Origin of the sequence: Methylocaldum szegediense, assembly GCF_949769195.1 — a bacterium.
Lineage (GTDB): Bacteria > Pseudomonadota > Gammaproteobacteria > Methylococcales > Methylococcaceae > Methylocaldum > Methylocaldum szegediense.
On the sequence record NZ_OX458333.1, the window covers coordinates 3,982,230 to 3,996,723 of the forward strand.

At 57.9% G+C, this 14,494-nt stretch carries 9 protein-coding genes; 2 read left to right on the forward strand and 7 right to left on the reverse strand.

Features of this window, described 5'->3' with window-relative positions; translation table 11 throughout:
• Positions 1–16 precede the first annotated feature (16 nt).
• The 7 genes from QEN43_RS17300 to QEN43_RS17330 form a co-directional block, all read right to left on the reverse strand.
• Complete coding sequence (locus tag QEN43_RS17300) at positions 17–1,279, reverse strand: alpha-amylase family glycosyl hydrolase (RefSeq protein ID WP_026609556.1); 1,263 nt, start codon at positions 1,277–1,279, stop codon at positions 17–19.
• Between the two features lie 367 nt (positions 1,280–1,646).
• A complete protein-coding gene (locus tag QEN43_RS17305) occupies positions 1,647–2,552 on the reverse strand; it encodes an NAD(P)-dependent methylenetetrahydromethanopterin dehydrogenase (protein ID WP_026609557.1) in 906 nt (301 codons plus the stop codon).
• 229 nt (positions 2,553–2,781) lie between these two features.
• Positions 2,782–3,747, reverse strand: coding sequence for an IS481 family transposase (locus QEN43_RS17310; protein WP_317963439.1), 966 nt, complete (start codon positions 3,745–3,747; stop codon positions 2,782–2,784).
• 503 nt (positions 3,748–4,250) lie between these two features.
• Entirely contained in the window at positions 4,251–5,168 is a 918-nt protein-coding gene (locus tag QEN43_RS17315; protein ID WP_026609558.1) for an NADP-dependent methylenetetrahydromethanopterin/methylenetetrahydrofolate dehydrogenase, read from the reverse strand.
• Positions 5,169–5,604: 436 nt separating this feature from the next.
• On the reverse strand, positions 5,605–6,360 hold the full coding sequence (locus QEN43_RS17320; RefSeq protein WP_051331498.1) for an LOG family protein: 756 nt from the start codon (positions 6,358–6,360) through the stop codon (positions 5,605–5,607).
• A gap of 470 nt (positions 6,361–6,830) precedes the next feature.
• Positions 6,831–9,683 carry an RNA polymerase-associated protein RapA gene (gene rapA, locus QEN43_RS17325; protein WP_026609559.1) on the reverse strand — a complete coding sequence of 951 codons (2,853 nt, stop codon included), beginning with the start codon at positions 9,681–9,683 and terminating at the stop codon, positions 6,831–6,833.
• 440 nt (positions 9,684–10,123) lie between these two features.
• A complete protein-coding gene (locus QEN43_RS17330) occupies positions 10,124–12,484 on the reverse strand; it encodes a serine/threonine protein kinase (RefSeq protein WP_317963440.1) in 2,361 nt (786 codons plus the stop codon).
• A 417-nt stretch (positions 12,485–12,901) separates the two neighbouring features.
• On the opposite strand from QEN43_RS17330, the gene QEN43_RS17335 reads away from it, so the two are divergent.
• Both QEN43_RS17335 and QEN43_RS17340 read left to right on the forward strand, forming a co-directional pair.
• Entirely contained in the window at positions 12,902–13,390 is a 489-nt protein-coding gene (locus QEN43_RS17335; RefSeq protein ID WP_026609560.1) for an RNA polymerase sigma factor, read from the forward strand.
• Between the two features lie 123 nt (positions 13,391–13,513).
• Entirely contained in the window at positions 13,514–14,476 is a 963-nt protein-coding gene (locus tag QEN43_RS17340; RefSeq protein ID WP_026609561.1) for a FecR family protein, read from the forward strand.
• The last annotated feature ends 18 nt before the right edge of the window (positions 14,477–14,494 follow it).

Genomic DNA, 14,494 nt, shown 5'->3' on the forward strand with positions numbered 1-14,494 from the left:
TGGGTGAACGGATTTGTTACTGTGTAACTAAGACTCTCCCCATTCCCGGCGTCAGCTCGAACTGGAACGGCGTCGGCAGGTAGTCCAGAGGCCATTCCGGCGAAACGTCGAACAGCGGAGGTTCACTTTGAATGAGCGAATACAGGTTGTCGGAGACGAAGTTCTGCCGATTCCACGGATCTTTGTTCAGGATGACCAAGGCTTCGTTGCGCTTTCGGCTGGCGGTCTTGTGCATCAGCAAGATTTGCGGATTGGAGTGGTCAATGAGTTGAGTGACACTCTCTTCGTTGAATACCGGATGCCGGCTCTTGATTCCGTTGATTTGTTTAATGTAGCCGGTCAAATCGATACTCGTGTTCTCCCAGTCGGCGGGTGTCGTGTGAACGACGTGAAGTGGTTTCTGGAAACCGAATTCGAATCCCATCGGGATCATCACGCCGGCGGAAAAAAGCGCCGCGAAGAAATAACGCTGTTTGATGGCTTCGATATTCTGCTGGTACTCAGCGAATGCGCGCGCCGTATCGTGGCTTTCCGGAAAGCTGATGGACGGTACGATGTCGCGGGTGAGCTGGTATTGCTCGAGGAGCCAGGGAGAAGAAAAATCCCACCATTTCGAGCTGTTGAAGATGAAGTCGAAACCGGCCCGAGCGGTTTCCCGCGTCTGTTCGGCACTGCAACCCAGGGTTTCGGCTAGAAATACGGTGTCTGGGTGTGCCCGCTTGGTTTCTTCGATAAGCCGTGCCCAGAAGCGACTGGGTAACTGGTATGCGGCGTCACAGCGCAGTCCTTTGAAACCCAAACCGATCAGGTATTCGACGACATCACGGCAATACTGGTAGAGACCTTCCGGATCAGACGTGTTGAGGTGGTCGAACTGAGCGAGATCGCGCCAGACGACCTTTTCGCCGTCGTGCATGCAATAAGGATGGGCGATGCGGGGGCCTTGTTTGACGAACCACTCGGGATGCTGCTTGAGCAAGGCCGAATCGTAGGCGCAATGATTGATGACCAAGTCGACGATCATGCCGAGCCCGAGACTTTCCGCTTGGCTCACGATTTCGCGCATTTGCGTCTCCGGTGCCGCGGAGGATCGGGGGTTCAGCAACCAGGGGTCGATTTGAAAGTAATCCTTGATGGAATAGAGGCTGCGGGAACGTCCGAGCTTTTGAACAGGATTGACGAAGATCCAATCGAATCCCATGTCCGCCGCTCTCTCCAAATGCGGCTTCCACTGATGCAGAGGACCCGCGAGCCGCGGGAAGAGATTGTAAATTTTCATATGCGTCGGAAAAAATCGGCCTTGGTACGGAATTGCCATGGGACCAAAAGCCTATCCCAGTAGGTTGTTGCCCGGAGCGCTTCGGCAGGCTCTTCGACTTCTCTCAGCGCAGGTTTGTCGAGAGGGTTCTCAAGTCTGCAGGGATAGGCTCTAACGCTGTCCGATATTGTAGACCCCGGTAAAGAGAGCCGGGTTCATTCACCGCCTTTGGTTTGAGATCTTCGCGCCACCGGTCCGTCGCCGCACCGATTCGTGACCTTTCGGCCAGTCGAGGCGCCAAGAACAGTATCGGAGCCGGTTCGATTGTGTTTCAACGGTCGATCGAAAAAGGGATGGAGGGAGGGCATCCCTTTTTCCGGTTTGAGCGTCAGACCATGGTCCTGGCGATTTTGAAAGCCTCGCGGAAGTCGTAGAAAACAGGTTCTTCCTGTTTAAGGAGCGAACGCAGCAAGTGCTGTTGCAGTTTGTATTTATAATCGCCGACCGCCAAAGCGCCGATGCCCACGGCACCAGGCGAGTTGATGGCGTGTTTGAGCGGAACACCCAAGTCCGAACGCTTGACGCCCTCGATCCCTAACGGCGGAACGGCATTAACATCGGCAGCGACCTTGAGCTGATACGCTTCCGCCAAGGTACTGGCTTTCAAAACCTGCACCCCCGCCTTGGCTGTGCAGAACACGACGTCCGCCTTATGAAGCAAGTGGGCTTTATCGGCCTCGGATGCTGCACAGGTACCTTCGAGGCGGGTTTCGAACAAGCGCCCGTAGGTCTCGGCTTTTTCCAAGGCGTTGTCGAGCGAGGCATGATCGACGATGGTGGTTTCTGCCCCGCACAATGCAGCAATGACGCCGGTGGCTATGCCCACCGGTCCGGTACCGCCGAATACGACAGTGTTACATCCTTTCAGCTCCAAGCCGTGCTTTTCCTTGAGCTGCTTTTCTACAACCGCGACCAAAGCCGCCGCCGTGGTGAAACCTCCGCTGGGGTCGGCGAGGACCGAGAATTGGAAGGGAGGCACCATGGCCTTTCGAGTCGCTTCCAACATGCTCACGGCCAAACCGATGTCGCGTCCACCGATAAACATTCCCGTCTTCTTTACGCCTTCCGGTCCGCGCGAAAAAATGGCGTCTTGTGTCAGGCCGTTGACGTCCTCTAGCCTGACATTATTGAGCGGGATAATCACGTCGAAATCCGCATCAACCGCCATGTTGATATCGAAAGGGCTGTTATGCGGCATCGGATCGAGCATGTATAAAACACTGCGCTTGGACATATTTCTGTTTCTCTGGTTAGCAAAAAAGGATTGGCCGGATGTTATTCGTCATGGACGACGGTTATGGTGACGATGCCGTGCCCAAAAACCAATTCTCCGGGCCGCTTGGCGTTCCGGATTGAGTTCGGCATCCGCTTTGGGTTTCCCAATAGGGTGTACGGAAGTTTTCTGAATCTTGGACGAGATTGCAATAAAAATCGAATAACGTCGTCTATAAAGGTACTGCCGGTTAGGTGTCAAGTCCCGCAAGATCGTAAACCTTCTTTCGAAAAAGATGAGGATGGGACAGTTGCCAGTTTTTGAGAGCCTGGATCGGGGTGAGATGGCCTAAGGCCTTTTGGGGAATGTGATGATTGTACAGCTCGACATAGCGGTGCAGGGTGGTGTCCAGATCGGCGGTTGAATCGAAGTGATGGGTTTGCAACACCTCCTCGATGCGGCCATTGAAGCGTTCCACCAGGCCATTCGTTTGGGGCCGGCCCGGCGGAATCAGGCGATGTTCGATGCCTTGTTCAGTACAGAGGCGGTCAAACTCATGCGTCCCCGAGGGCTGCCGAGTTCGGGTCAGGAAACGGTCGGTAAACTCCGAGCCGTTGTCGGTCAGGCATTTCTGGATGCGGAAAGGCGCGGCCTGAATCACCGCTTTGAGGAAGTCCTTTGCGCTTAAGGCGGAGCGGTTGGGCTTGAGGGCGACATAGACCCAGCGGGTGGCGCGGTCGATGGCGACGAACAGGTATCGGCGGGGTTCGCCGTCGATGGCGGGCAAGTACTTAACATCCAGGTGAAGGAAGCCGGGCTCATAGGCCTTGAAGGGTTTGACCTTCGCCTTCTCTGTAGGCGGAAGCAGGGTCTTGAGGGACGCCACCCCGTGGCGGCGCAGGCAGCGGTCTAGCCCGGAACGGGACACGGCGGGATTGAGAAATTCCCGGGTCACGGCCAGGAGATCATCCAAGGGGAGGAGCAGAGCTTGGCGGAGGTAGACCACGATGGCTTCCTGGGCGGGCGTGAGCGTGGTTCTGAGGGTGTGGGGCCGGTGTGAGGCATCTTCGACCGAGGAGCGGTGTTTCCACTTGCGGACGGTCGTTCGGCTAATGCCATGCTTTTGGGCCAAGGCGCGCTCGCTCAACGTGGACGCTTGAATGGCCTGCCGAACGGCCGGGGTGGTACGGGCGTTCTTATGAAGACGAATCTGCATGGAGAGAAACCTCACTTGGACGAACCGAATATCTCCTGGAGAAGGCTCCGGGCTTCGAACAGAGCATAACTCCTTCTCGGTAAATAATCACACGAGACGCGACAGTTAGGCTGCATCGGATATGACACCACTCCGCCGTCTCTTCAGCGGTGATTCGTTACCAACACCCAGGACATCAAAGATTGCGGCAGTGTTACTCATTGATGAGTATGCTTTTCTTCGCTGATCCAGTTAATTGGCATCTGAAATTGATCATTCAGTAATACTAAAAACCGCAGTTCCGGGCAGTCCTGTATTCCCTCACCCCCCTCCCAGAGGGAGAGGGGCTAAACTCGTTTCTCCCTCTGGGAGAAGGGCTGGGGATGAGGGCCTGGCGCTTTTCAGGTTGTATGCAAACGCCGGATTAAAGGTAATGTTTACCGGCCAGACGCTAGTCGCCGAACGAGGCTGCCGTCAACTCTACTCAAAGGATTAACGCACTAATGAGGCTTTTCTCTGGGACTTTAAAGCTTCTTGACGTATTCCCGAGCTACCTCGAAGGCGTCGTTATAATCCAAAAATACCGGCTTATCCGTTTGCCGCAGCTGGTATCGCATGAGATTCAGGAGTCTATGTTGGGTCTGGTATTTAATGTTGCCGATGGCTAAGGCCCCTACACCGACGGCGCCGCTGCGGGAACCTTCGATCTCCGTGCCTGCGTGGTGAGGGCCTAGGCCGGCGATTCCGGACGGAGGAACTGCATTGACGTCAGCAGCGACCTTGAGTTGCGGTGCGGAGGCGACCAATTCCGCGTTCAACACTTCAATTCCGGCGGCGGCAGTGGCGAACACCACATCGGCGGTTTTCATCAGTTCCGGTTTATTGGCATCGGCGTCGCCTTGAATATGGGTTTCACCGTTGCCGAATTCGGTATTGCACAGTTCCGCAATTCTTTGCGATCGTTCCAACTGGCGGCCAACGATCGTGACCTTGGCTCCCGCCTTGGCGGCTAGAACCGAGGCGATCTGACCGACTGGTCCGGTGCCGCCCAAAGCGAGGACATTCTTGCCTTGCAGGCTGGTTTGATGGCGTTTTTCAAGCTCCCGCTCGACCATTGCGACCATAGCTGCGGCCGTGGTAAAGGCGCCGCTCGGGTCCGCGAATACGGAAATCACGAAGGGAGGGACCATGGCTTTCTTGGCAGTGCGAAGCATGTCCATGGCCAATTTTACATCCCGTCCGCCTATGAAAATGCCGGTCCGTTTTACGCCGCTTGGACTCCTGGAGAAAATCGCGTCTTGTACCAGGGCGGTCACTTCACCCAGCTCGATGTTGAGGTACGGAATGGCGGAAATCCAGCCGGCGTCCAGAGCCATATTGACGTCAAACGGGCTGAGGTTCTTTTCCGGCGTGAACATGTGCAGGATAAAAGGTTTTTCCACAGATCGCTCCTCTTTTCGTTGTTGCTCGGAGAATACGGTTTGGGATTCAGTCGCCACAATGAATCGAGTCCGGGCGCATGACCGATCCAGGATAGCACAGTTCGCAATGCGGCGGAGAACGTGGAATTCCTAGTCCCGCCGCGTCGCCGCATGGCTAAGTCGGTCATTGCCGATCCGAGGCAAGCGTGGGAAAGTGGACAGGAGCATAATACGCCGAGGCGGATGCGTCGGGCTTGTGGTTACCGAAGAGGACCTGAAATATCGTGAGCAGGCAGCCGTACCTGATCATACGGAAAGGTCGTTCCCGTTGGCCGCCGCTCGATCGCGCCACGGACGAAGGTGTTCCAGTGCTTTCTGTCGGGCAGGATGAGTGCCGAACCGCCATGAAGGCGGACAGCTACGGCGAGCGGCTATGCCATTGCTTTGTTGTAGTGGATCACACGGATGTCGGCCTTTCCGCTGACGAAGATTCTGCCGCGGGTATTGAGTGACGGTATATGGGGTCGCTATTACGGTGTGGTTCCCGAGATCCGGCCGACGTCGCCTCGATGATCTTCTTGAGCTTCCATTCGCGATGCTTGTTCATGATGTCGACAACCTCTAGCGGATCGTCCGTCATCGAAACATAGTTCAAGTCGGCTTTGTCGATGAATTGGTTAGCAAGCATGACCTTATTGACCCAATCCATCAGCCCTTTCCAGTAGTCCGAACCAAATAGGATCAGCGGTACGGGATGGATCTTGTGTGTTTGCATTAGATTGAGCGCTTCGAACAACTCGTCCAGGGTGCTGAAGCCGCCGGGAAAGCAGACGTAGCCTATCGAATGTTTCACGAACATGAGCTTGCGCGCGAAAAAGTAGCGAAACTGCAAGCTGAGGTCCTGATAGGTGTTCGTTTTCTCTTCACCGGCGATATTGAGTCCGACCGATCGCGCTTTTTTGAGACGAGCACCTTTATTCGCGGCTTCCATGATGCCCAGTCCGCCACCGCTGATGATCGAATAGCCGTGACTTGCGAGAAGCTCGGCGACGGTTTGCGCGGCTTGATAGTATGGACTATTCGGCTTGATACGTGGGGAGCCGAAAATCGAGACGCCGTAGCGAATATCCGAGAGCTTGTCGAATCCTTCGGTGAACTCGCTGATGATTCTGAACATGCGCCACGATTCGCTGCCTTTGAGATCTTCAATCATAAAATCTGTCCCGGAATTGAAGTGAATGGAGTCTTAAAGGAAGCTCTGATTAAGTTCTTCAACAGACCTGTCCTGAGCCGAGTCGAAGGGTCTGTCCTGTGCTTGTCGAAAACCTCAGGACGAACGGCAAGCTATTGATTCCGTTCGTGGAAAAGGCATGAACGGAATCTAGTTGTTTCAGAGCTTCCTAAACCAAGAAACGGCACAATCGGCCGGCACCGTCAGGCCCCGGCACTCAGCTGGTCCAGCCTGAGGCGCATCGTGCGAGGGTACGCCGCCGCAGGGGTTCAACAGCCGCTTCCAAGTCTTAAAGTATGGCAGCTAATGGTGAAATTTCAGCGACGCCGAGGCCGTCAACGCTGGCCGAACGTTTCCACGTCAGCGATGGTCGTCAGGAGAACCCGGCATGAACAAAGAACGAATGCCACGGGCTTTTGCGGGGGAGAGCGGACTGCATACGGCTAAGCCCTTTAGACGGCGACCAGCAATCTCACCGAGTCCAGACGCAGATGCGCTCCCTGGATGCAATTGCTCATCTCGATCGCCTGTTCCTTGAGCTGGTCCAACTCTTCCTGGCGCACGTTCGGGTTGACGCGGCGCAGGGCGGCGAGGCGCTTGAGTTCGGTCGTCATCGTGTCGAGCATTCGTTTTGTGCTGTCGCTAATCACGCTAGGCATCCGCGCCCGCGCCTTCTTCTCGGCATTCTGGATTAACCGATTGATGAGCTTTTGCCGGCTTCGGACCAATTCCAGCGCTTGTTCCCGGTCGAACTGGCGGGGCTGTTCGACGAGGCTTTCGAAAGGCAACGCGCTGAGATCGTTGCCGTCCTGATCGAAGAGGAAGCGCAGCACCGTCGGCGGAAAGAACCGGCCGATCTGCAAGCGCTTCGGTGCGGCGCATTCGAGCACATAAACGGTTTCGAGTAGTAGTTGGCCGGTTTCGAGTTCCGGGTGACGGACCAGGCTCATCGCGGCATTGCCATGCTCACTGTTGAGGATGAGATCCATAGCGCCGCGTACCATCGGGTGCTCCCAAGTCAGGAACTGCATGTCCTCGCGCGCCAGACCGATGCCGCGGTCCAGGGTGACCGTCACGCCGTCCTCCGGCAGTTCCGGGAACTGAGTGCGCATATGCTCGCCGGGGCGGAGAATATAACAATGGTCCGAGTGTTCCTCGACCGCTACCCCGTAAGCGTCGAACACGTCCTCCAGATACGGCCAGAGATCGTTTTCGCGATCTGTCGCTTCGATCAGCCGAACCAGCCGCTCCGCGGCATCCTTGCGGCAGGAGTTCAGTTCCAGCAGCCGGTCGCGACCCTGATGCAATTCTTCCTCAATTGCATGGGCCAATTTCCGCGCCCGTTCAATCAACCTGATCTCCTCTTCGGCATTGGGGACCCGCAACAAGGCAGCGAGCTCGCTCCCCAGTCGGTTGAAGACGGGGAGTGCCGCGGGGCTGGGCTGGCTGAACGCGTTCAATCCTTGGTCGTACCAGCGGAAAAGAACGCCCTGAGCGCCATCCTCGAAATAGGCGACATGGATGCGAATGGTTTCGGTTTGCCCGATGCGGTCGAGCCGCCCGATTCGCTGCTCCAGGAGGTCGGGATTGAGCGGCAGATCGAACACCACCAGGTGATGGGCGAATTGAAAATTTCGTCCTTCGCTGCCGATTTCCGAGCAAACTAGCGCCTGAGCACCGTTTTCGGCATCGGCGAACCAGGCCGCCGCTCGATCGCGGGCCACGATGCTCATTTTTTCGTGGAAAACCGCGGCGCGTATGCCTCGTATTCGAAGGGCTTCCTCCAAATCGATCGCGGTTTGGGGTTTCGCGCAAATCACCAGTACCTTGGCCGACCTGAGACTTTTTATGGTTTTGGCCAGCCACTCCACGCGGCTGTCGAGGCGCCACCATTCGGGGGTGTCCTCCTTGGCATGCCGGGCGTAAAGCGTTTCCGGATGCAGCAAGTCTTCGATCTCGGGTTGGGTCTCGGCCAGCAACCGCCTGTAGGCTTCGGGTATGGGCAGGGGATGGGTAATCAGCTCCCGCCCGGGGAAACCCTTCACCGTGGCCCGGGTGTTGCGAAACAGGACCCGGCCGGTTCCGTGGCGATCCAGAAGAAGCTGGATTAATTCGGCGCGTGCGCTCTCTGCGCGTTCCGGGTCGTCCAGTCGGTTTAGCAAATCCTCGGCCAAGTCGTGGGCGATCAAGGATTTCAATTGGCTCAAGGTTTCCCGGTCGAGTATCGGATCGTCCAGCAGATGGTTGACCACGTCGGCTAGCGATTCATACTGCATTTCTTCAAGCTGGAACCGGTCGTAGCTGTAGAAGCGGTCGGGGTCAAGGAGGCGCAAGCGGGCGAAATGGCTGCGCTTGCCGAGCTGTTCCGGTGTCGCCGTCAAAAGCAGGAGGCTCGGCACGGACCGGCCCAGCCGTTCGACGAACTGGTATTCCGGACTCGCGTTCTGTTCCGACCATTGCAAGTGATGGGCTTCATCGACCACGCACATGTCCCAACCAGCGGCGAGGGCGGCCTCCTGGCGTTCCTCGTCGTCCATGAAGAAATCCAGGCCGCAAAGCACCAGTTGTTCGCTGAGGAAAGGATTACCGTGTTCGAATTGCCAGTAGCGCTCGTCGTCAAACAAGGCGAAGCGCAAATTGAAGCGTCTCAGCATTTCCACCAGCCACTGATGCAACAAAGGCTCCGGAACAATGATGAGGACGCGTTCGGCGCGGCCGGTCAACAGTTGATGGTGGATGATCAGTCCTGCTTCGATGGTTTTGCCGAGGCCGACTTCGTCGGCGAGTAGGACGCGGGGAGATGGGCGATGAGCGACCTCGTGGGCGATGTAGATCTGATGGGGGATGATACTGGTACGCCCGCCGATCAAGCCGCGCACCGGAGATTGTTCGAGCTGGCCGATTTTTTGCAGGGTTTCATAACGTAGTCGAAACAATTCCGAAGGATCGAGCTGGCCGGTGAAGAGCCTGTCTTGTGGCCTGTTGAACTGCATGAAGTGGTTGAGCTCGACCTCCTCCAGGGTGCGCGGAGTTCCGTCTTCGTCTACGCCCTCGTAGGTGATGAGGCCGTTCTGTTCCTTGACCTCCGTCACTTTGAGCTTCCAGCCGTCGGCGCTTTCGATCAAGTCGCCTTTGGAAAACCTTACCCGGGTCAATGGCGCGTTATTGACCGCATACGTGCGACGTTCGCTGCTGGCGATAAATAGCAAGGTCACGCGATTGTTTTCCACGCTCAACACGATGCCCAAGCCTAATTCCGGCTCGGTTTCGCTGATCCAGCGCTGTCCAGGGACGAAAATCGGCAACGTTGTTTCTCCTCAGTCTAGTTTTAGGAATGACAATAGACAATTATCAAGGATTGTAACAGGGCTGCTGGCGTTGTCGGTTTCAGTGCCAGTCTCCAAACCCAGTATGAGCGGAAATGGGCGGCCAAGTTTCCGCTTTTGATAGCAGCCGTTCTTGCGGCTGCTGTACAGGAATGGTCCTCTTGAGGGGCTATCCTAGAAGGGGCGTTTGCCTTGGTTTCTTCGACAGGGCTCAGGGCAGGCCCACCGAAAGGTTTTTCGGTCCAACCGGGATAAACTCGAAGACGGGCCAGGTGCCACCTGCACATGGGAGAGGCTTCTTATATTTAAAGAATACTTTGTGCCGACCACCGTTTGGTCGGCGTGGATGGAGGAGTAAGGTGGTGCCGGGTCTTTCGTTTCTGGGCTAGCTAGGCACGACCGGCGAGTCGTTCCGACGATCATTGGTCGGGTGGCGGTTCGCTCGGTGCAACTTCGGTTGGCGGTGTTTTGGGCTTCCGAACCACGGAGAAGTACGACTTGGCGACAGCCTTGCTGGTGCCGGCGCGAACGCGATGTTCGACGGTGTAGGTACCGGATTTCATATAGGAAGGGACGGTAAATTCATTCGAAGCTGTGTTGATGCCGGCCGTGGCCAGCTTGAAATCGGAGCCTTCCTTGCCAATGCGCCGGCCGCCAGCTTTCAAGACCCAAGTCAGATCGATATCCGCATGCGTGGTGTCCGAGGGAAGCGTCACGTCGTAAGTTGTGACGAACTCCACCGTTTCACCGGGGCTGACCTGACGCGGGGTCGCCGTAGCGCTCCGAATCGTGACGACCGTTTGATCCGCCGGCGGGATATCCCGCTCTGTCGTTCCGGTATTTTCGGCCAGAGTTTCGTCCTTTGCCGCTTGTTTCGATTCGCTGGCTTTGGCCTTACGCAGACTCAGTTGCCGTCGGAGGGTTTGCACTTCGGCATCGCCCAGTATCGCGGCGGCCTGATCGATATAGGTTTGTGCCTTGTCCCATTCCTGGCGATTGAGAGCTCGCCATGCGCGGCCGATGAGGCGGTCCACTGTTGGGTTGCGCCGGGTGTCTTTCTCGGAAGCGGACGGATCGGTATCGCCGCGAGCCTCGGTTGTTTTCACCTCGTCCGGCGATTGGGAGACTTGCTTCACACCGGATGGCTGTGCCGTAGCCTGCTCGGCGGGCTTTTGGCTAGCCTGGGCTTCGGAACTCTCCTTTGCGGCTTCGGCTTTGCGGGTGTTGAGCTCCTCGCGCAAGATTTCGGCTTCCGGCAGAACGATCGTCACTTCGTCGATGCGTGCCAGTGCCTGGTCCCAATCTCGGCGTGCCATGGCTTCGCGCGCCGGTTGAGCAAACCGGTCGACGATCTCTTTAATGCCTTGTTTGGCTTGAGGCTGATCGGGATCCAGCGCGAGTACCGAGCGAAACTTGGCAAGCGCGTTGTTGTCCTTGGGGCTGATGAGGCGGCCCGCCCGGATGTCTTCGGCGGCCCGTGCCAGTAGCTCGAACAGCGCATCGATCTCGGCTCCCTCATACTTGGCAGGGTCCTTTTTGACGTCGGCATTCGTCTCGCCGGTCGATTCTCCGGGTGGCGAAGCCGGAGTGGTCGAGGCGAGATCCTGAGGCTCGGCGTTAGCGGATTGACCGGTGTCGGCCGGTTTATCTTCGCGCCCCGTCTGTTCGAAATCGGATGATGCCGTCAGTCGCTCAGGCTCTTCGATCGTCTCACGGCTCAGCCAAATAAACCCGCCGGCGATGAGTGACACCGTTAAGGAAAAGACCAAAATGCGCGAGAGGGGAGCATCGGGGATCGGCGGGCGCACCGACGCATCCGCCGGTTCAACGATCAAGGATTCGACTTTCGGTTCGGGCTTCTTCGGCGGCTCTTCGACCGGTAATTCGAGCGGTTCCGGCGACGAGGAAAATTCACGCCGCCAGGACGGGATGCTCTGCGGCCGTTTCGGAGGATTCAAGCTCAGGGCGTGGTCGATGGCACGAAGCAACTTTTCGCTGTAGCGGGGTCCGCCGGCTTGCTCCGCGGGGACGAGGATGTCTTTCGAGGCCAGAATGAGGGTCTGGCTCCGCTCGAGCGCATCGGGCGGAGCGACGCCGGCAATGCACCGATAGAGTGTCGCACCCAGGCCGTAGATATCGGTCCAGGGTCCGAGCCGATCGCTTTTCCCATAGTACTGTTCTACCGCTGCGTAACCAGGCGTAAGCATGGAGGAAAGGGTCTGCGTTTTTTCGCCCAGGGTCTGGCGGGCAAATCCGAAGTCGAGGAGCACGGGGCTTCCGTCCTTGCGAAGTACGATACTCGCCGGCGAGATGTTGCCGTGAAAGAAGCCGGCTTCGTGTATCTTCTCCAGCCCACTCAGGATTGGGATCAAGAATTTGAGGAGCTCGCCTTGTTCCAGGGTTCCACGGTGCTCGAGGACAGTGCGCAAGCTTTCGCCTTCCTCGTAGGCCATAACCATGTAAGCGGTATTGTTTGCGACGAAAACGTTGAGCACCCGTACGACATTGGGATGCTCCACTTTCGCCAGCCTGCGCGCCTCGTCGATGAAAATCTCCAAGCCCGCGAGATACTGTTCGCCGTAATCCTCCGTGATCGGCCGGATCAAAGCGGCGCCGTCTCGAACGGCTAGTTTTACCGGGAGGAATTCTTTGATGGCGACGTGGCGGTCGAGAATAGAGTCGTGGGCGAGATAGGTGACGCCGCAGTCACCCTGACCCAGAACTTGCTCTATCGAAAACCACTGCAGGCGATAGCCCGTACTGAGCGCGTTGTGGTGCATGTTCTGTGGCATAAACAAAGAGACGAGAGCGGGGCGAAATGGGGCCTCGTGGGACGAGACACGGAAAAATGGCAGGTAAGCAAATCGGATAGCCCCGGAAATCGTCGGGTTTCACATTGTGCCGATTGGAGTGGGATAAGGCAACCGAAACGGTGGAAATTGTCAAGCGCCGGCCGCGCGGCCAGTCCGTTGTCCTCGTGAGCGCGTCATGCCAGGCACGGTCCGGTCGTCGGGGTCCGTCCCCAGTCTTGTACCGTTCGCTGAGGCCGGTAGTCATTTCCCACATCGTTTCGGCATTTGCCGCATGGGTGCCGCGGGCAGCCGGCAGGAGAGCCGCAGATTTCCGATTATTCCCCGCGTGGCATGGGGATTGCTATGGAGCTCCATCGTTATTGAAGCGCGGCGTCGCCTGTTTCCGTGACCGAAACTTCCGTACATGATTGGTTCTCCCGCTACGCAGACGACCTGCTCGGTTTCCTGCGCCGCAAAGTGGGCGATTTCGACGCGCCCGACCTGGTCCAGGACGTCTTTCTCCGTATGCTCTCGTACCCGTCGGCGTCCGTCCGCGAGCCGCGCGCTTTCCTTTTCCGCGCGGCGGCCAATTTGGTCGTCGACCACCTGCGCAAGGAAAGCCATCGCGATCACGAAGACATCGCCGACGTTTCGGAAGAACTCGCCGCTTCGGCGCCCACCCCCGAGGATACCGCGATCGGCGCAGAACGCATGGAGCGCTTTCGTGCCGCGCTTGCCGAGCTTCCGCCCGTGTCCCGCCATGCCTTCGTGCTCAACCGATTCGACGGCATGACCCATTCCGAAATCGCCGAACTTCTCGGGATTTCCCCCAAGACCGTACAGCGTCATATCGAGAGGGCTCTGGACCACTGCTTGAGTCGCCTGGAAAAATAACGTACCGGAACGAGCCCGAGACCGCTTTGCGATCGCCGCCGGTGACCTTCAGGACCGCCCTTGCACGTCTTATCATAAAAAGCCTACTAAAGAGGCTGCCTGCGACAACACCGACACACGGCCATGGCCAATCCCGTTTCCTCTTCCGACCGAATCCGCGAACGCGCGCTTTACTGGTTCGCGCGTCTTCAATCGGGCGAGACCGATTCCGCCGAGCGGGCTGCGTTCGAGCGTTGGCTGGCGGCTAGTCCCGCCCATCGGCAGGCTTACGAAGCGCTTCGCGCGGCTTGGGACGACCTGCCGCGACCGGAAGCGGAATTGGCCGCCGCGCGCGGTTACGCTCGCCGCCGTGGTTCTTTCCGCCGGGTCTTTGGCCCGGCGCTTGCCGCAGCACTCGTTCTAACGATGGGACTCGCGGCATACGAGGGTTGGCCTTTGTCCGACACCGGCGTTTACCGCACGGCCAAAGGTGAACGGCGGACGGTGGTCTTGCCGGACGGCACGCAGGTCGAACTCAACAGCGACACCGTGCTGGCCATGCGCTACGGTTGGTCCTCGCGTTCGGTCGAACTCGAACGCGGCGAGGCGTTTTTCAGCGTCGCGCCGCGGAAATTTAGGCCGTTTGAAGTACGGGCTTCGGGCGGATCCATCCGCGATATCGGCACCCGTTTCGATGTGGACCGGCGTCCCGCGTCGGTACGGGTGGCGGTGCTCGAAGGCGCGGTGCGGATCAGGCTCGCCGACGCCGGGGACGAGCGGCAGGTAAACCAGGGGCAAATGGCCAGCTACAGTGCGACGGGCGTACTCACCGAAGCCGCGCCGGCCGACCTCTCGGCGGCGACCGCCTGGCGCGAGGGCAAGCTGATCTTCCGCGCGACGCCGTTGCCGGAGATTCTGGCGGAACTCGGACGTTACCATCCGGTTGTCTTCCGCCTCGCGGATCCGGCGCTGGAGCGATTGTCTTTGAGCGGGGTTTTCAAAGTCGACGATCTGCCGCTGTTTCTCGCCACACTGGAGGCGGTTCTTCCGGTCAAGATCGGCCGAGCCGAAGACGGCAGCATCGCGGTGGAACGGACGAAACGGTAGCTGCCGGTGCTCCGCCGT

Excerpts from the sequence above, each read along its gene's own strand:
- QEN43_RS17300 (WP_026609556.1), bottom strand. The coding sequence starts at position 1,279 with ATGAAAATTTACAATCTCTTCCCGCGGCTCGCGGGTCCTCTGCATCAG.
- QEN43_RS17305 (WP_026609557.1), bottom strand. The coding sequence starts at position 2,552 with ATGTCCAAGCGCAGTGTTTTATACATGCTCGATCCGATGCCGCATAAC.
- QEN43_RS17310 (WP_317963439.1), bottom strand. The coding sequence starts at position 3,747 with ATGCAGATTCGTCTTCATAAGAACGCCCGTACCACCCCGGCCGTTCGG.
- QEN43_RS17320 (WP_051331498.1), bottom strand. The coding sequence starts at position 6,360 with ATGATTGAAGATCTCAAAGGCAGCGAATCGTGGCGCATGTTCAGAATC.
- QEN43_RS17330 (WP_317963440.1), bottom strand. The coding sequence starts at position 12,484 with ATGCACCACAACGCGCTCAGTACGGGCTATCGCCTGCAGTGGTTTTCG.
- QEN43_RS17340 (WP_026609561.1), top strand. The coding sequence starts at position 13,514 with ATGGCCAATCCCGTTTCCTCTTCCGACCGAATCCGCGAACGCGCGCTT.